This is a genomic window from Ruegeria sp. CF5, assembly GCF_056537325.1.
Window position 1 is genome coordinate 12,281 of sequence record NZ_JBQFRI010000008.1, and the last position, 18,546, is coordinate 30,826.

The 18,546-nt window shown below is 53.8% G+C and carries 14 protein-coding genes; 5 read left to right on the forward strand and 9 right to left on the reverse strand.

The window, feature by feature from the left end; genetic code table 11:
- Positions 1 to 55: 55 nt before the first annotated feature.
- Both sauS and ACR0NW_RS17340 read left to right on the forward strand, forming a co-directional pair.
- Positions 56 to 1,477: an acylating sulfoacetaldehyde dehydrogenase gene (gene sauS / locus ACR0NW_RS17335; protein ID WP_480451680.1), complete on the forward strand. Its 1,422-nt coding sequence runs from the start codon at positions 56 to 58 to the stop codon at positions 1,475 to 1,477.
- Complete coding sequence (locus tag ACR0NW_RS17340; RefSeq protein WP_480451682.1) at positions 1,474 to 2,985, forward strand: AMP-binding protein; 1,512 nt, start codon at positions 1,474 to 1,476, stop codon at positions 2,983 to 2,985. The genes sauS and ACR0NW_RS17340 overlap by 4 nt, the downstream gene beginning before the upstream one ends.
- Positions 2,986 to 3,241: 256 nt before the next feature.
- Here the strand turns inward: ACR0NW_RS17340 and ACR0NW_RS17345 are convergent, their stop codons facing one another.
- From ACR0NW_RS17345 to ACR0NW_RS17375, 7 genes are all read right to left on the reverse strand, one after another.
- Positions 3,242 to 4,429, reverse strand: a complete 1,188-nt coding sequence (locus ACR0NW_RS17345) for an ABC transporter ATP-binding protein (protein WP_480451684.1) — start codon at positions 4,427 to 4,429, stop codon at positions 3,242 to 3,244.
- A 58-nt stretch (positions 4,430 to 4,487) separates the two neighbouring features.
- Positions 4,488 to 5,000 (reverse strand): cupredoxin domain-containing protein, encoded by a 513-nt coding sequence (locus ACR0NW_RS17350; protein WP_480451686.1) that lies wholly within the window; start codon positions 4,998 to 5,000, stop codon positions 4,488 to 4,490.
- Between the two features lie 66 nt (positions 5,001 to 5,066).
- Positions 5,067 to 5,789: a copper resistance protein B gene (locus ACR0NW_RS17355; protein WP_480451688.1), complete on the reverse strand. Its 723-nt coding sequence runs from the start codon at positions 5,787 to 5,789 to the stop codon at positions 5,067 to 5,069.
- The gene (locus tag ACR0NW_RS17360) at positions 5,786 to 7,666 is read right to left on the reverse strand and encodes a multicopper oxidase domain-containing protein (RefSeq protein ID WP_480451690.1); all 1,881 of its coding nucleotides are present in this window, start codon (positions 7,664 to 7,666) and stop codon (positions 5,786 to 5,788) included. Before ACR0NW_RS17360 ends, ACR0NW_RS17355 begins: the two co-directional genes overlap by 4 nt.
- 580 nt (positions 7,667 to 8,246) lie before the next feature.
- Positions 8,247 to 8,708: a c-type cytochrome gene (locus tag ACR0NW_RS17365; protein ID WP_480451691.1), complete on the reverse strand. Its 462-nt coding sequence runs from the start codon at positions 8,706 to 8,708 to the stop codon at positions 8,247 to 8,249.
- A gap of 2 nt (positions 8,709 to 8,710) precedes the next feature.
- Positions 8,711 to 9,145: a c-type cytochrome gene (locus ACR0NW_RS17370; protein WP_480451692.1), complete on the reverse strand. Its 435-nt coding sequence runs from the start codon at positions 9,143 to 9,145 to the stop codon at positions 8,711 to 8,713.
- Positions 9,146 to 9,553: 408 nt separating this feature from the next.
- Entirely contained in the window at positions 9,554 to 10,270 is a 717-nt protein-coding gene (locus ACR0NW_RS17375) for a winged helix-turn-helix transcriptional regulator (protein ID WP_170654381.1), read from the reverse strand.
- Positions 10,271 to 10,420: 150 nt separating this feature from the next.
- Between ACR0NW_RS17375 and ACR0NW_RS17380 the strand changes: the two genes are divergently transcribed.
- Together ACR0NW_RS17380 and ACR0NW_RS17385 are read left to right on the forward strand one after the other, a co-directional pair.
- Positions 10,421 to 10,675, forward strand: a complete 255-nt coding sequence (locus ACR0NW_RS17380) for a hypothetical protein (protein ID WP_480451694.1) — start codon at positions 10,421 to 10,423, stop codon at positions 10,673 to 10,675.
- A gap of 336 nt (positions 10,676 to 11,011) precedes the next feature.
- Positions 11,012 to 14,332 (forward strand): ATP-binding protein, encoded by a 3,321-nt coding sequence (locus ACR0NW_RS17385; protein ID WP_480451696.1) that lies wholly within the window; start codon positions 11,012 to 11,014, stop codon positions 14,330 to 14,332.
- A gap of 297 nt (positions 14,333 to 14,629) precedes the next feature.
- On the opposite strand, the gene ACR0NW_RS17390 is transcribed toward ACR0NW_RS17385, so the two are convergent.
- Positions 14,630 to 15,850, reverse strand: coding sequence for an NADH:flavin oxidoreductase/NADH oxidase family protein (locus tag ACR0NW_RS17390; RefSeq protein ID WP_480451697.1), 1,221 nt, complete (start codon positions 15,848 to 15,850; stop codon positions 14,630 to 14,632).
- 77 nt (positions 15,851 to 15,927) lie between these two features.
- Here ACR0NW_RS17390 and ACR0NW_RS17395 point away from each other — a divergent pair, with 77 nt between their 5' ends.
- On the forward strand, positions 15,928 to 16,827 hold the full coding sequence (locus ACR0NW_RS17395; RefSeq protein WP_480451698.1) for a LysR family transcriptional regulator: 900 nt from the start codon (positions 15,928 to 15,930) through the stop codon (positions 16,825 to 16,827).
- Positions 16,828 to 17,279: 452 nt separating this feature from the next.
- Here the strand turns inward: ACR0NW_RS17395 and ACR0NW_RS17400 are convergent, their stop codons facing one another.
- Positions 17,280 to 18,443, reverse strand: a complete 1,164-nt coding sequence (locus tag ACR0NW_RS17400) for a tyrosine-type recombinase/integrase (protein WP_480451699.1) — start codon at positions 18,441 to 18,443, stop codon at positions 17,280 to 17,282.
- Positions 18,444 to 18,546: the final 103 nt, after the last annotated feature.

Sequence of the window (18,546 nt, forward strand, 5' to 3'; positions counted from 1 at the left end):
GACGGAAACAGCGGGGCGGAGCGGGTCCGCCCCGATCAACCTATTGAGGACCAAGATGAACGCTCAGGACGGAATTTCACCCGAAATAGCCGAAGTAGATCGTATCGTGGCTCAGGCGCGCAAGGCGCAGAGGGATTTCGAAGCTGGTGGCAGTCAGGCGCTTTATGACAAAGCGGCACTTGCGGCAGGATGGGCCATCATGGAGCCAGCGCGCAATCGGGCTCTGGCCGAGACTGCTGTTGAAACCACCGGTCTGGGCAACGTGCAGGACAAGATCACGAAGAACCACCGGAAAACTCTGGGTCTGCTGCGTGATATCGCCGATGCAAGAACCCACGGCATCATCAGTGAAAACCAGGAAACCGGCATCACCGAGATCGCTCGGCCGATCGGCGTAATTGGCGCGGTTGTACCGTCGACAAACCCTGCTGCGACACCTGCCAATAACATAATCAATGCGCTCAAGGGCGGTAACGCCATCGTCGTCGCGCCGTCCCCCAAGGGGGTCGCATCCTGCGAGATGTTGATTGGCTACATTCACTCTGAATTCGATAAGCTGGGACTGGACCGCGATCTGGTCCAGATGATCCCGGCGCCTGGTTCAAAAGCCAAGACACAGCAACTGATGGAAACTGTTGATCGGGTGATTTGCACCGGCAGTCAAAACAACGTCCAGCGCGCGCAGTCCTGTGGCACTCCTGCAGTCGCGGTTGGCGCGGGCAATGTAACAGTGATCGTGGACGAAACTGCTGATCTGCAAGCCGCTGCGGCTAAGATCGCTGCGTCGAAGTGTTTCGACAACGCGACGTCCTGCTCTTCCGAGAATGCAGTGGTCGTTGTGAGTACGGTTTATGACGCCTTCGTTGCTGCGATGGCCGCCGAAGGTGGTGCCTTGGTGCCGTCTTCGAACGCAGGTGACATCATCATGAGGCTTTGGCCCGATGGCCACTTAAACCGTTCAGTCATAGCGCAGGACGCCGACAAAATGCTCCAGGCACTGGGGATAGCCGATAAAGTGCCAGAGGGGACCAGGTTTCTGGCGGTAGAAACCGAGGGCATAGGCCCGGACCATCCTCTGTCCGGGGAAAAGCTCAGCCGGGTTCTGGCGCTTTATCGTGCCGCAGATTTCGAAGAAGCGAAGGCGACCGCCACCCGCATTCTGGCGCATCAAGGTGCCGGGCACTCTGTTGGTATTCATACGGCAGATGATACCCACGCGCTTGAATTGGGCCGGGATCTGCCCACCTGCCGGGTTATCGTAAACCAGGCGCATACCTTCGCCACCGGCGGAAGCTTCACCAATGGAATGCCTTTTTCCCTCTCCATGGGCTGCGGCAGTTGGGGGGGCAATTCCATCGATAACAACCTGCACTGGCGGCATTTTGTTCAGACCACCAAGATTGTACGTGAAACATCGCCGCGTGAACCAGAGTTGGACGAGATTTTCGGCGACTACTGGTCGGAGGCTGGCAAATGACAGAGCCACCGAAGGGAACCGTCCGTGACTGGCTTGATCTACGAGCAAGTCAGGGAGGAACCGGGTTCGTTTTCCCTGACGGGTCGCCGGATCTGACCTGGTGCGAATTGCGCGAAACTGCACGCCGGGTAGCGGCCATGTTAACCGGTTTGGGCGTCGCGAAGGGGGAAAGCGTCGCCATCCTCTATCCCAACTGCCGGGAGGCCTTGGAAGTCCTTTGCGGAGTGCTCTACGGAGGATTCCGGGCAACAATGATCAACCTTGTCGCGGGTGACAGCGCCGTGGCCTACGCGCTGGAACATAGCGGTGCACGCTATGGCTTTGTGCATCCTGAACAAATGGATATGTTCGCTCGGACGGCCGATCCCGCTAAGGTCACACCACTACAAGTTGCAGAATCCGACGTTGCTGTTGACGGCTTGTACGATCTATCACCCAGCGACCATGCGCTTTTGATGTACACGTCCGGAACAACCGGTCGCCCAAAAGGTGTGGTTCACACCCATTCCAGCCTGTTGGCCGGTGGCTGGACCACAGCGGTGGCTCATGAATTGTCCGAAATTGATCGCGGGTTTTGCGTATTGCCGATCTACCACATCAACGGGCTGTGCGTAACCGTCATGGGAACGCTTGTTTCGGGCGGATCACTGGCCATGTGTGAGCGTTTTTCGGCAAGCAGATTCTGGGGCAACCTGGGAAAGGTTGAGGCAACTTGGTTTTCGGTTGTGCCGACCATAATATCTCACCTGCTGCACTCCGATACCAAGCCAGATGCGGACACCCGCCAGCGTGTGCGTTTCGGTCGCTCCGCATCTTCAGCATTGGCGCCGGACGTACAACGCGCCTTTGAAGACCGGTTCGAAATCCCAATCGTTGAAACAATGGGGTTAACGGAAACCGCTGCGCAAATTTTGTCCAACCCGTTGCCTCCGGGTGTTCGCAAGATTGGATCTCCAGGCGTCGCGTACGGCAATGAGGCGGCGATCTTTGACACCAACCTTCGACAGGTCCCAAACGGGACCGAAGGTGAATTGGTCATTCGCGGACCAAATGTGATGCTGGAGTATCTCAAAGACGCCGATGCAACAGCAGGCACATTTACCTCTGATGGCTGGCTGCGAACGGGCGATATCGCCCGAATGGACGCGGACGGGTACGTATTTGTCACCGGTCGGTTAAAGGAACTGATCATTAAGGGCGGTGAAAACATAGCGCCGCGCGAGATCGACGAGGCGCTTTATTCCCACCCCGACGTTGTTGAAGCCGCCGCTTTTGCGCGCCCCAGCGACAGCTATGGCGAAACCGTCGAGGCTGCTGTCAAAATTCGCGAAGGTTCTGAACTAACACCTTTGGATTTGTCGAAGATTTGCGAAGCCCAGCTAGGTCGCTTCAAATCACCCGATGAAGTTCACATCTTGCTTGATCTTCCTAAAGGTCCGTCGGGAAAAATCCAAAGAAACAGAATACTCGAGATTGTTAACGAAAAGGCCGGTAACTCAACCACCTGAGTATCCCCGACACGGTTTGTAAAAAGACCAATATTCGCGTTGGCGAAGTTGCACTGCAACACCAGCAGCGTGGTCAAATGGCGGTTTTAGGCCGTTTGCGAGGTTAGCGTGACTTGTTGTTCGGTCGATGCCGCGCTGTCTCCAATGTCGGTTACGAGCCCAACCTGTGAGTCGATTTTCATGTTGCAAGCGCTCGCAGCACGAAAACTGTTGCGACTGAATTGCTTTTCCTGACGCGGCGCAGCCATGAATTCGGTCATTCGTGACATGCGCTATGCAAAAAGCGAAGGACTTCCCGGTATCTAACTTTTGTGTCTTGGAGCTGTTGGTAAAAGCGGAACAGCTCCTTCAGTGGGGCGGAAAAGTCCTTGTGAGCCGCGAGTACAGCAATCAGTGCTCCAAGGGTGATGCGATCTTGTAAAACGAGGAATCCACCCAGAAGGTAAAAAAAGAACGGCGTCAGTGAGGTCAGGAAGTTCGTGAGGGCCTTGGCCAGAAATTTTGCGCGGTGAATTCGAAGTCGCGTCTCTTCAAGTTTGCGCAGGGTTGCAATAATCTCGGATAGGTCGTCGGGCAAATCCCCCTCTGGTTCCATTTGCGACGTTAGCTTATGGCTCAACCGCCTCATGTGCATTATGCGCAAGCGGCTTAGTCGATTGATCAGCTTTTGAAGCTTGGGAAGGATCGTAAGCTGGACAGGCAAAATAGCGATAGCAGCTGCCCCGAGAATTGGATCCTGGGCAAACATGAATACCAAGATTGTCACGAACGTCCCGCCCTGGGTGATCGGAAGGGTCAAAAAGTCTGACGCGAACCCTCCCAAAGGTTCGATCTCGGGCCCCATGACCTGGTGCACTTCCGGCTTTCTCGCTGACGTTTTCTGTAACCGCCATTCACGATAGATACGCAAACGAAGATGGCGTAAAAAACGCTCAGCGACCCGGCCCTTTGCCGTGTTCAGCTGATATTTTATTAAACCATTCAATGATATGGCCGCCAGAAACAAAAGGCTTAGGACACTCAGAAGCTCTGACTGCGTAAACGACCAATAGAGCCAGCTGACGTCTTGTTGGTGTGATGTGCCAAGTACATTGTTCACAATCTGTTTGGGCAACTCTAATGTCAGGTAGAAAACGGGCATCACTGCGAGGCTCAGAATGACAAGGTAGATTTGCCTTGGTTGGGTCCTAGCAAAGACATGCGCGAGCAATGACTTCTCCACGCCTTCAACTTCGATGAATGGCTCTGCTCGCCGGGCGCTGTTCGATCTGAATTTCTTTGTAAGGCGCGCCAAGTAATACACCGCCAGCGCTGAGAGCAGAGCGGGCCCAACAATTAGGACAATGTGTAACAATGCATGCAGCACTTGGGGGACGTCGTCGTCCAGGGCGATGCCGAAGAACCGCAATACAGCTTCAGCCGTTGCGTGAATCATAGTTTCCATTTTGGGGAATTCTTTTGCAGTGTGGCTGCGCGCCACCACAGCGCGCAGCTCGACTCGATTAACTGACGCTGGCGGTTCCGAACATGCCGGATTCGTAGTGGCCAAGGATCAGGCAGGCGAACTCGAACTCGCCGGCATTTGTGAAGGTCCAGACGATTTCACCTTTCTCACCCGGTTGCAGAGTGATTGCATTGGGCATCTGATGCGCGTTTTCATCCTGCCCTTTTGCCATCAGTTCCTTGTGAGTCTGGTTGTTCTCACGGGTATCCAGCACAAACTCGTGCTCAAGCTCCCCGCGGTTCGAGATCTTGATCCGGATGGTTTCCCCTTTCTTCACCGCAAATCTGTTGGGTGTGAAGATCATCTCACCGTCGTCGGTTTCCTTCATGTTGACGCGAATTGCCCGGCGGGCTTCGCCTTTGTTTCCGGGCATTCCCGCTGTCATCATCGCCGAGTGGTCCATATCATGCCCCGCTCCATGATCCGAACCATGGCTGCCGCCGGATGGCCCTGACATCGCTGGAATTGACATGGCAAAAACCATTGCTGCGCTGACAAATACTGCTCTCATTAAACTGTCCTTTCTAAGGTTGGAGAGACTGAAAATGCGCGGCGGTGATCCCGCCGCGCGGGGTTCTCAGAACATCAATCGGACACCGGTCACGATTGAGAATTCGTCATCCTCCTCACCGGCAGCTCGCATCATGTCGGCAGTGCCACCGAACGATTTTTCATAGTTGATGCCGATGTAAGGAGCGACCGATCGGTCGATGAGGTCGTAGCCAAGGCGCGCGCCGATCTCGACAGTGGCCCCTCCCGCTGCTTGCATGTAAGCCGGATCATCCTGCACAGGCAGAGTGACCTCTAAGGATGGTATCAGGGTCAAGCGGTTGGTCAGCAAAGCCTCATATTCCCCTTCAAACCGAAGGAACGACCGGTCTGACAGGTAGAGATCTGCGTCGATTTCAAACCACTGTGGTGCAAGTCCTTTGACACCAAGAACAGCTGCATATCTGTCGGGCAGTTGGTCTGGCGTTTGTGCGTACACCCCGACAACCGCATCGAAGAATCTGGATATGGGCATCTGCAATCGCAGCTGGTTTTCCAGACTCTCGATCTCACCAGAGCTTTCTGCGACTTCACCTTTGCTGCGCCACACGAACTTCAATTCGTCGGTGCCCACCAGAGCATCGAAATCCCAGACATATGTCCCGCCGTCATCGGTCGAACGATATTCCAGTTGCTCGACCTGAATGCCGTAAGTGAGAGCTTCTGCACTTGCGTGCTGCGCGACCCCACCCGCCACGATCGACAGCGCCAAAGCTGTCATCTGTTGGTTGAGTGATCGTTTCAATGTCATGCCGGTGTTCCTTTGATAACGACTTTGCGGAACATCCCTGCGTCGGCGTGGTAGGACAGGTGGCAATGAAAGGCCCATTGTCCTGTCACATCGACCTCTGTTTCGGTGTAAACGGTCGTGCCAGGGTTGACGTTGATTGTGTGCTTGATCGGGTCTCTGCGGCCTTTGCCGGTATCGAGGATCGACCACATACCGTGCAGATGCATGGGATGCGACATCATCGTTTCGTTGACGAATTTGAAGCGCACCCGCTCACCATAATAAAGTACCAACGGCTCGGCCTCGGAGAGCTTCTTGCCGTTGATGGACCAGATGTAGCGCTCCATGTTTCCGGTCAGCCGCAGCTCGATCTCACGTGTCGGTGGGCGATCCGGATAGAGCGGCTTTGCAGCCGACAGGTCTTGGTATGACAGGAACCTCCCGCCGTTCGCCGCCTCGGGGATCAACCCGCTGCCATCGGCATAGAACGGTGCTGAAGCCCCGTTCCCTGCGCCATGGCCCATTTGTGCATGTGACATGGCACTCATGGAGTTGGGAGCCTGACCGTGACCGGCATGCGCAGGCATTGCTGCGGTCTTGGATGGTTCGCCATGACCCATTGCAGCATGATCCACTTGATCATTGCTCATCTGGTCGTGACCCATGGCCGAGTGGTCCATCTGATCAGTGTTCATTTGGCTATGATTCATTGCACCATGGTCCATCTGGCTATGGTCCATCTCGCCCTGTTTCTTCTTTTCGACTGGGGCGGCTGGCGTCATGTCCATCATGGAATGGTCCGCCTGCATCACATGGTCTTCCATGTTCATGCCGCCCATCATGCCGCTCATGTCGGCCATGGTGAGCAGTGGGGGTGTGCGCGGTTTGTACATCGGGCCCACCATGCCCTCGGCAGGTGCAAGCGTTCCGCGCACCACGCCGGTACGTCCCATGGATTCCGCAAAGATGCTGTAGGCTTGCGCTTTTCGCGGCTGCACAATCACGTCATAGGTCTCGGCCACAGCAATACGAAGCTCGTCAACCACCACTGGTTTCACATCGTTTCCGTCCGCCTGAACGACTGTCATTTTGAGGCCAGGAATGCGCACGTCGAAGTAGGTCATGGCAGAAGAATTGACCAAGCGGAGTCGAACTTTCTCACCAGGCTTGAACAGCCCTGTCCAATTCTGGCTTGTCGTCGCACCGTTGATCATTGCGGCAAAGCCCTGAACATCCTCAACATCGGTGCGCATCATTCGCATGCGCCCCCACATCTTTCGTTCTTCCATGGCTTGTTTGAACCCATCGGCGCGAGAATCTCGCACAAGATCGGCAACTGTACGCTGTGTTCTGTTGTAGTAATCCGATGACATTTTCAGGTTGCGCATGATGCGCTTTCCCTGATGCGGATGCGTATCGGTTAACTGCACAACATAGTCACGATCCGCGCGGACCTTCTCCCCGCCCTTCGGTTCAATCACGATGGCACCGTAGGCCCCGTCCGGTTCCTGAAATCCGGAATGGCTGTGGAACCAATAGGTCCCAGCCTGCTTGATGGGGAATTGATAGGTGAAGGTTTCCCCCGGTTTGATCCCGTCAAAGCTGATCTCTGGAACGCCATCCTGATCATAGGGAAGGATCAGCCCGTGCCAGTGAATTGAGGTCGACTGCCGCAGGTTGTTCTTGACCCGGATAGTGACATCCTCGCCTTCCTTGAAGCGAAGAACAGTAGGCGTTTGGCTGCCATTGTAGCCAATGCCCTTCTTTTTGAATGTGTCCGCATCGATCCGGATGCGGTCCACTGTGATATCGTACACGTCGGCAAGCGCACTTGTTGTCCCGGTCATTCCGACGACAAGACAAGTGGCAGCCACACGCATGAATTGCGTTGCTGTCATTGGTTTTCTCAAGTTTGGAGTGACGTCGGCATCGCGATCGGACGCGTTGAATGCCAACGAAATTTGATGAACGATAATATCAGCCGGGTTCAGTCAAGCGACCGGGCGGCTGATAGGACGTTCTTACGCGCGGGGAGGCGGCGTTTCAGTGAGCGACAAGGCTGACGGTTGTACGAGGTCGTAAAGGGGCAGAGTCATCGTCTTGGACAAGGGCAATGCAATCGCCAAGTTTGTCTGACCCGACATCGCAGCAAGACTGCACGCAACATGAACCAAGCAAGTCTCTGCATGAGTGCTGTTCACCGGATTGGGGTCGTGGTCCATTTGGGCATGTTCAGTGTTTACTGTCGTTGCCTGCGAAACATGCTCATGTGTTGACGAGAAAGCGACAAACACCAAAAGCCCGACCGTCATCACGATCTGGAACATCTTTAGGGCTGTGCACTTCACTCTCATGGGCCTGTATTTGATGACTCTTCTGCTCGACTTTTGTAGTAGATAGGGTTTCCAGCAGGTGGAGGGTCAAGCATATTTCTCAGTTTTTTTGAGCAACTTTATGGGTAGCCGGAATTGCTACGTATTACTGATGCGGCGGGTTGCGGCTTGCTTGCATATCCTGCACGCGCTCAGGCCATGTTGATCTGATATAAGCCAAGATGTCCCAGATCTCATCGTCAGACAGAATGTCGTCGAATGCCGGCATCCCGCTGTCAAAATCCTGCACACCTATTGCAGCAAGCGCGCGCCTCCCGCCCAGTTTCGTGTAGTCAAAGAGCAGCTGGTTATCATGGTGCCATGTGTGCCCCGTTTCGTCATGAGGGGGCGCTGGCAATATGCCTTCGCTGTCGGGTGAACGCCAGTTTTCCTGACCTTCGAGATTACTGCCGTGGCAGGAAGCGCATTGCTCTTGGTACATCGCTTGACCAGCATTGAGGTCACGTTCAAGAAGCTCATGATCCGCCATTGATGGGGACGCAAGCAGCATCGATATGGCGATCCAGGTTGTTGTCGCGACAATCCGCTTTCCGGTAATCTTTTGCATGATCAGTTGATGCCGTTGGCGCGCTGCAACTCGTGCACATCTTGTATGATCATCGCAATATCCGCGCCCGTCAAACCTTCGACAGGAGGCATGCTCCCGAAGGTCCAATGGTGGCTTTTGACACCCAGTGCAACAGCGCGTTGAAAACTCTCATCACTGTGGCGATCCGGCTCGTAGATGACATAGACCAGCGGCGGCGCGACGCCTTGCTGCCCGCCCCCGTTCAGTCCATGAGAGGCCGCACAATTCGCTTCAATGCCCCGCTGGCCGATCTGCGCATTCGTGGACAGTGTTTCTGGCAGAACGATGTCAACGAGCACTGTGCCCTGAGTTGTGGTTTGGCTTGCGGTCGATTGAACGAATTCAACGACAGGCCAGAAAATGTAACCGGGGATACCTGTGGCTGGAACTGCTGAAATCATAATGGCGTTCTTCATGTTTCCACATGGGTGATGTGTTTCCTTTGGGGCCTACGGCTTCGAGTAAGTGGAAGGTCAAACTGTTTTTGATCACAGCTTCGAGAGCGTCCAGATGGCCATACCGACCATCATCAGGTTCACAGTGAGTGACACAGAACTTCAGCGCCTGCTGGTTTAATCTCGCCAACAGTGACTGCAATGAAATCGACGAATCGCCGATTTTTGCCACGCGTTTATCTCGCGGACGCAACAATAGACCGGATTTCTGAAGCTGCGCCGCGGCGTGATTTGATGAGGTGAATGTCCGATTTGGGTCGTCCTGTCCTGCGCTAGGCACGACTGAAGACAAGATGCTGCGCTTGCTCAAACGACGACAGTGAGCCCTTTGGAGACGATCGAAGGCAGGTCAGATACTGATAAAGATCGCTACTCAGCCGCTGCCAACTGCAGGGTGCCTTCGACTGATGCCAGGGCCGCTCGCGGCAGCCATCGATCAATGGTCCGTTCCAACACTTTATCTCCGGAAAAAAACATGCGTCCTTCCGCGACCTCACGGGCAACGCTTGTTCGACCGTAAAAAATAGCTCCAAACGACAACTTGGTCGTTTCGATATACAAGTCCACGTCAAAGGAAGGCACGTCTACACAGGCCTCAACAATGCCGCTGTGGGGCTCGTAGACCAGCCAGTAGACTGGGAATGGCCCCTCTTCGTCGGCAAAATTCATGCGCACTACCACGCGCCGACGAGGAAGTTCGTTAACCACGATCATCTGGCGCAAATACCACATAAGTTGCGACAAGTCATAACTGCAGACAGCCAGCTCGGCTTCAATATGTTTCTGGGTCCACTCGGCCAAAGCATCTAAAATTGGGACGAGCGCTTTCGCTTTATCCGTAGGCAAGTAGTCTATGGTTCCCTTGGCTTTGTTTTCGATCCGTTCGATCAAACCTACTGCTTCCATCTCGGACAGCCGCTTTGAGAGAATCGCCGGAGAAATGTTGCCAAGTACCCGCTTAAGGTCGCTGAACTTGGTGTAGCCGTTATACCCCATTTCGGTTAAAATCGGGATAGTCCAACGCGGTGTCAGAATTTCGCAGGCTTTTGAGATTGGGCAAATCATTCCATAGGATTTGGCGGGCATCGCAGCGTTCCTCCCTCCTGTTCAGATTATATCTTGAAGAGGATTCCGTTCCAGTTCAGAAACTGTACCGGGGCCTAAAATGCCCTGAACTAGCCTGCGGAAGGCAGGTTGCGCCATGCTTTCTCTGTATAACACGGAGGAGAAAGACGAATGACCGACTACCCGACTTCAACCGCACCGACAGATGGTTACCTCATCATCGCTGGTAAACTGTGGCGAACCTTTCAAGCCTATCGCGAGGAACGTGTGGAACGTCAAAAATTAGGCGAAGCGCTGCGTGAACTTAATTCAACCCATCTGCGCGACATCGGGTACATCAGGGAGGACATTCTGGACGCTGGCAATTCCACAAGCGCATCAAAACAGTGTGGCAGCCGCATAGAGATTTTGGACATGACCTTTTGATGCGGTCCAGCATTCGTTCAATGTAAAGGAACAAACCGCAGTCCGCCGTTCATTTGTGAACTGCGCTAAAGGTCCGTTCCGTCCCACGATCAGTAAATTCGTTCGTCGACTGATCTCGCTGCCGCGTCGAACATCTGGCTTGAAGCGCCGCACAGCGTAAATAGAGCCGATGAAGCCCTTGACCTAATATGGTGCCATAGTCTTCATTAGAACAAAACACGATCTCATTGTTCGACAAATAGACCACCGGCTAAATGGCGGACTTAAGTTAACGGGGAGATGCTTGCTGGCAAGTGTACGAAGTGGTCCCTCTACAACCGCAAGCAAAACTATTTGATGTCCGATATCGCGACCTGGCTCCAGAAACATGGTTTATCCAAGTATGCTGCTGCTTTTGCTGAACACGAAGTCGAATTTGGCGACCTGTCAGAACTAACTGACGAAGACTTGATAACAATTGGGCTTCCCCTCGGACCGAGAAGGCGGTTCCTCAAGGCTGTTCGCGCAAGCACTGAAAAGGCGCTGAAACAACCCATCACGTCCAACGGCCCCGAAATCGTGGCAGAGCGGCGCCAGCTTACGGTCATGTTCATCGATCTGGTCGGCTCAACCGAAATCGCGCAACGTGTCGATCCGGAAGATCTGGCTGATGTTCTTCGGCTCTTCAAGGAAACCTGTGCCTCGGCCGTCGCCGCGTTTGATGGCCATATCGCAAGTTACTATGGCGACGGTATCATGGTTTTTTTCGGGTTTCCCCACGCCCATGAAGATGACCCCGAGCGTGCTATCCGTGCGGGTCTGCGTATCATCGATGAGATTCCGAAAATTCGCACCCATGCGAAACTCAATGTCCGAATAGGCATTGCAACCGGATTGGTTGTGGTCGGTGATTTGCGAGGCGAAAAAATGTTTGAGGACGGGACGGCGATGGGCGAGACGCCCAATCTGGCCGCGCGTCTTCAGACAATGGCGGATCCAGGGGCGGTAATCATCGCCCCAACCACTCATCAGTTGGCCGGTGATGCATTTGAGTATGTTCTGCGCGGTGCGTTCAAGCTCAAGGGTTTTGCTAAGGAAGTCGAAGCTTGGCAAGTGACTAGGGCACGTGAAACGGTCAGTCGTTTCATGGCGATAGATGACGTGTTGCTCAAACCCTTGGTCGGTCGCTCTGTAGAACTGGAGGCGCTGAATGATAAGTGGGCGCTTGCCAGTGGAGGTCTTGGGCAGGTTGTGTTGGTCTCAGGAGAGCCGGGAATTGGAAAGTCGCGATTGGTAGAAGAGTTTCGACAGAGCATTGCCGATTTTCCACACACACAAACGCGATATCAATGTTCTCCATATCATTTTGCGACTGCGTTTTATCCCGTAGTTCGCCAACTTGAGAGTAGGGCAAATCTTCGTGCAGACGAGCCAAGCTACGTAAAGCTTGAAAAAATCCGCGACGTGCTGGGCGATCAATCCGACGAAGCACTGAAGTTGGCCGCTACCCTTCTCTCCATTCCATTCGAAGATCAATTAGGACCTTTGGAACTGACGCCGCAGCAGATTATGGATCATTCTCTAGATTTGTTGGTGAACAACCTTTCGTCGGAGGCTGCGGGCGGTCCGGTTCTTTTCCTTTTTGAAGATGCCCATTGGATTGATCCGACAACTAAGTTGCTTCTGGATCGGATCGTCGACCGTATTCGTGATCTTCCAGTGCTTGTTGTTATGACATTCCGACCTGAGTTCGATCCGAGTTGGACACTTCAGTCAAACCTCACAAAAGTTGCCTTGAAGCAATTAGACTTTCAGCATGTCAAAACCATTGTCGACGAAGTCGCCGAAGGCGAGACGATTGCTGATGAGATGTATGACGTGGTCGCGGCAAGATCTAACGGTGTTCCGCTATATGTGGAGGAGGTGACCAAAGATCTCCTTGAGTCGGGCATCCTGACTAGGGGAAGGGATACCTACTCGATGGGTGGGGTCTCGGCAGCGAACTCGGTGCCCAGTACGCTGCATGATGCGCTGATGGCGCGCCTTGATCGCCTGAGCTCCGCAAAAGAGGTCGCCCAAATCGGAGCTGTCATTGGACCGCAATTCACCTATCCGTTGATCTCGAAAGTGGCCGGCATCGGCGATAAAGCGTTGCGTGCGGGTCTCGAGCTCTTGGTGGAGGCTGGCATAGTTACGGTTTCTCGTGCCGAGGGTTTTGAAACTTTTAGCTACTGCCACGCCCTTATTCGCGACACTGCCTACAATAGTCTTTTGATGCGTGAACGCCGGGTTCTACACTCTCGCGTGGCGCAGCAATTGGATGACACGTCGGCGCATAAGGGCGATGCGAGCCCGGAAATTCTGGCGCATCATTACACTATGGCCGGCATGAACAAGGAAGCCGTCGACTATCGGTACCTTGCGGGTCAGCGTGCGATCCAGCGATCTGCCAACACCGAAGCTAGTACACAGCTGTCACTGGCGCTTGAGCAGCTTGGCGAGTTGGAACAGAGCATTGAACGGGATCGTAGGGAAATTGAGATTCTGGTTCTCAAGGCCGGTGTTCTGAGGTCAACTGCAGGGATTGCCGCCGATGAAACCGGTTCAGTTTATGCAAGAATACGTGACTTGTGTGATCGCGTTGAAGAAACACAGCACCTGTTCCCGGTTCTGAATGGATTGTATTCCTTTCATTTGGTCCGTGCGGAATACGATTTGGCAAGATCTGTCGCAGGGCAATTGCTGGATTTGGCGGCCTCGACCGGTGAGACGCAGCATCAGATGGTGGCACATCGCGCGATGGGAGCAGTATTATTCCATATCGGAGAGCTAAGCCCGGCATATAAGCACCTAAGCAAAGCACTGGACCTCTACAGCCGAGAGCGTGACGGGCAGCTGGCTTATATCTATGGATCGGACCATGCGGCAATTACCTCATGTTTTCTGAGTTTAGCCGTGTGGATGCTCGGGAACCCTGACGAAGCCCTAAAGATACAAAATCGAGCGGTGGCGGGTGCTAAACAGCTAGAGCACGCTCATAGCATTGCTCAGTCACTGACATATTTGTGCATGCTTCACCTGCTGCGTCGTGAACCCGAGAAAGTCTTGGAGGTAGTTGAGGAGCTTGAGGAGATTTCAGCTGGGCATTCATTCACATTCATGTCTTTGACTGCGGCCCTCTGGCGAAGCTGGGTGAATGCCTTTGTTTCGCCAAAACAAGAAACGATCGATGCGTTACACAAAGCGTCGATCGCATGGTGGGAAAGTGGCGCGGGAAACTACAAACCCTTCTTTCTGACCTTAGTTGCGGAGCTCACTTTGAAAATAGGTGACCGGAAAGGAGCCTTGGATATGCTGGCTCAGGCCCATGATCAGCAGCATCGCACAAATGAAGGATGGGCTCGGCCTGAGACGGAACGAGTCTACGCGCTAGCACGTTGCAAGAATGAGTTGGCGGAAAAGGAATTTCTTAAAGCTTTAGACGCTGCGAGAAGCCAGAAGGCAAGGATGTTCGAACTTCGAACGTCCGTAGATTACACAAAGCAAAGCAAACTATTTGGACAGTCGCACAGTGCGATCCCTGAGCTGCGTACCGCTTTGGATAAGATAAAAGGAGGTGAGCATACTACCGATGTGAGAGATGCGCTAAAGCTAGTTGATGAATTATCTGTCATCTGAATCCCTAGTTTTTCCTAGGTTTCACGTCGTTTAATTGATTGCTGAACTTTTGCTTTTTTAGATCAGATTTGTAGGCTGTCGAATTGCAACTATCACAAAATCCGTATTCTTTCCGCCTCATTCGGCGCACGCAGCGACTGTCTGGAGTGTAGGCTGCAAACGCGGCATGACCCGACCCCAACGAGTGACCGCTCTGGACCGTATGATGCAAATGAGATCGGGTGGTTTCCTGCCTCCCGCTGCAGATTGGGTCAATGACCGATTTGGGGAAAGCTACCCTTTCAGGGCTGGAAAACCTTACAGAGCAGAAAACCTTCTCTTCCACTGAACGACGCGCAATTCATCGCGTTTCTCATATTCTGCAATAGCTTCACTGATGTCCCGGTTAACATGATCCTCTCGATCTTCTCCGAGATCGGTCATGCGCATGGTAAACCAAGCAGTCATTCCTCCGGGCGGCAAGGTGGCAAATCGAGGGAAAGAGGGATCACTTTTTCCGGCCTGCCATTTTGCGGGCAAAGAGGGATCAAGGACAATACCCCTTGCCACTCCCACGACATCCACATCCCTTGATCGGACTGCAGCTTCTGCCTCTTCTTTGCGTTTGAAACCGCCGGTGACCATAAGGGGAACTGATATCAGTCGACGCGCAGCGCGCGCAAAGTCGACAAAGTAAGGACCCTTCGTCGCGCGTTCTGAGCTGGAAGGTGCCCCGGGGAAATAGGTCCCGCCGCTGATATCCAGAAGGTCGACACCCTTGCCTTCAAGTCCGGCAACGACTTCGAGTGCTTCGTTTTCCGTTAGGCCTCCGTCGAGTTGATCGGTTGCATTCAGCTTTACTGCTACCACAAAGTCGGATGGGACCGACGCGCGTACAGCTTCCACCGTTTCAATGAGTAGCCGCATCCGCACCTGTATCGAACCGCCATAGGCATCGGTTCGGCGATTGAATAGTGGCGACAGAAACTGGCTCAGGAGGAAGCCGTGTGCGGCATGGATTTGCACGCCACCAAATCCCAATTCTGCCGCACGCAGTGCGGTGCGGGCAAAACTATCTGGAACGGCCCTTATCTCGGCGATTGACATAGCTTCGCTGCGGAAATCAGGAAACTCGATAGCGCTTGGCCCTCTGGGTTTGCTGATCGGAGGATGAGCCATTGCCCCGGCATGCCCAAGCTGCAGCCACAATTGGGCTCCATTAGCCGACCCGCGACGTGCAAGGTCGCGAAACGCTGTCTCGTCGGCTGCACCATCCAGTACCAGATTTCCCGGTTTCTCGGGATATCGCGGATCACCCTGCACCTCGCCGATGATCGACGCGGCAAGCCCCCCTTCAGCCCAGCGTTCATAAAGCCGCATCTGAGCACGAGTTGGGTTTCCCTGGCCATCCGCCAACGAATCCGACATCGCCGATTTGATGATCCGGTTCTTCAATACATGCCCATTCGGCAAAGTGAGTGGCGAGAAAAGGGAGACGTTCGAAGCGGTGTGCAAAGCGGTTTTCCTTGGAGTTTTCATCTCCACCTGAGATACGTTGGATCACTTTGCATGATAAGTTGGCTACTTGGATCATGTCTTGATAGATTTTGGAACAGATGACACAAAAGACAGAAATCGAGATCCTTCTGGCCGTTGTTGATCACGGCAGTTTCTCAGCTGCCGCCAGAGTGTTGGGATACACCCCGTCCGCTGTGGGTAAACGGGTGCATCAGCTTGAACAGCGGTTGAGGGTGCCGCTTCTTGTCCGCTCAACCCGGCGCATGGCCTTGACCGATGCAGGGCAGCGATATGTGGAGGAAGCGCGGGGCCTTCTTTCTCGCCTGACAGCGCTGGAAGAGGATATTGCTGACGATGGCGACAGGCTGCGCGGCACAATCCGCGTAACAAGCGCTGCGGCTCTAGGTCGCCTGTATGTAGTTTCCCTGGCGATCGAATTCATGGAGCGACATCCAGAGGTTGAGATCGAACTGCTGCTGACCGACAAATTGGTCGATTTGGTCGGGGAAGGTTTTGACCTTGCGATCCGCAGTGGTGCCCTACGCGATTCATCACTGGTCTCGCGAAAACTGATGACCAACCGGCGGGTGATATGTGCCGCACCTGCCTATCTCGAACAGCATGGCATCCCTCAGCAACCGGAAGAGCTTACCACACACAAATGTCTGCGCTTGGTCCACGAGAGGCACCTTTCGGATTGGGGGATTGCCCGAGCATCACACGGGCATGCACGGCTTGGCCCTGGCTTCATTTGCAACAGCCTGGAAGCTCTCCATGCAGCGTGCTGCGCGGGGCGAGGCATTGCTTGGCTGCCAGAGTTTCTCATCTCCCAAGACCTGCTAGATGGCCAGTTGGTGCCAGTCTTAACTGATTGCACTGAACAAGACGCCGGGGGCGGGATCTTCATTCTACGCCCGGAAACAACCTTCCTGCCGCGACGGGTGCGGATTCTGATCGATTTCCTGGTAGACCACTTTCCTGGCGTCCGAGCCGATTGAACCGGGGGAATGAGGAAGCAAAGCTCGTTGAAGCGAAGACCCAATTGAGGACGGCGCGAGTAGAACTGCATTCGACGGATGCGAGCAGTTACGCGGTCTCCTTTGATCCCGCAACTCTGAAACAGAATATCCACGCCATTCAGGGTCTCGTGAGCTCAATGGGTAAGCCCGCTGAAAAACCAGAGGCCCAAACGCTGGGCGTCATCAGGTCTCTCATTTCTGAAATCGTTGTGTCCTTGGTGGAAAATGACGCCATCCCGTTGAGGTTAAGGGACACAAAAGCGCCTTCATCTCAAACCAAGAATCTAAAGTTGGGAGGTGGTGGTAGCGGAGGAGGGACTTGAACCCCCGACACGCGGATTATGATAGCGCGTATCAATTAATAAATTTATATTTTAATATCATATGGATCATGGATATATGATTTTACTTTTCCACTCCATTTTCCACTTCTAAATCGCGATTTTTTCCATCAACGCCGCGTCAGCGGCCCTGTCTTCCATCAAGTGCCCGTACTGTTTGACCGAGTACGCCGGGTCATGGTGGCCCATCCACACTTGCAGTCTCTTTAGGTCTACATTGGCCGCAATCAGTCGCGAGGCGTATGCATGGCGCAGGGCATGGAATCCGAGTTCCCGAACCGGAGATAGGCCGGACTCTTTGGTCGCCGCTAGTTCGTTTGCTTTAGCAAGAAGAACTTTCCACATCCGGTTGTAGAGGTTCCGAAGTTCCAGCGGGTCGCCGTTGCGGGTTGAAAAAACAAGGTCTCGATTGTGGGCGCGCAGCGCTGTTTGCATCGGCGCAACTAGGTCAGGATGTAGCGGAATGTCCCGGATACCGTCAGCCGACTTCGGGAACTCGATTTCACCGCCTTCCGTCGCTTTTTGGCGTATCTGAATCAGGCCGCGATTGTGCAGAAACGCCGCGCGCGGGAAGCCCCGAACTTCCGAAATTCGAGCGCCAGTATATACGAGAAAGTAAGTCATTGCCCGATATGGCACCCACGCTTCCCTGCGCTGTTTCTGCTTATCTTTTGCCAGTGCATCCGCAGCGCGGAGAAGGGTCTTAATCTCTTCGGGTGTGTAGACTTGGTCTACCTTTCGAATGCGGTCCTGCATCCGGTCTGTTCGGCTCTTCGCGACTTTCAGTTTCTGCCCCGGTGCACGGGCGATAAGTCCCTCTTCCTCTGCATAGTTCATTACTGCTTTGCATAGTCGGAAGGCTTCGGAAGCGGCGCGGGTGCTGTTTGTGTTCGAAACGCAATAGTCGCGGACCCGGCGCATGTCGTCGTCGCTTACCTCACCAATCTTGTGTTGTTGAAGGACATACGCGGAATAGGTCAGGTACTGCTTGTATGTCCGATTGGTCTGCTCTCCGATTGGGTCGCTACCGTCCGTAGGCTCCACCAAGCTCAGCCGATACGCCCGTGCGACATCGATATAGCTCTTGTCGCTGCGGTATAGTTCAAACTGTCGTGCTGCCTCTGGACCGACGGTGGTCAAGAAATTCTGGGCGTCTTTCTTTTTTGCGAAAGTCGCCTTTTCCTTCCACTTACCTTTTTCGTTCTTCCAGCGTGCGACCCACACATCCCGCGTGGTGTCACCTTTGGATTTCACAGTCTTTTTGAATACGTGAGCCAAATTTCCACTCCTGATTCCGCATGTCTATATAGATTGCGTAAATAAATGGAAATTACAAGCCGCCAGTGCCAACACTTCC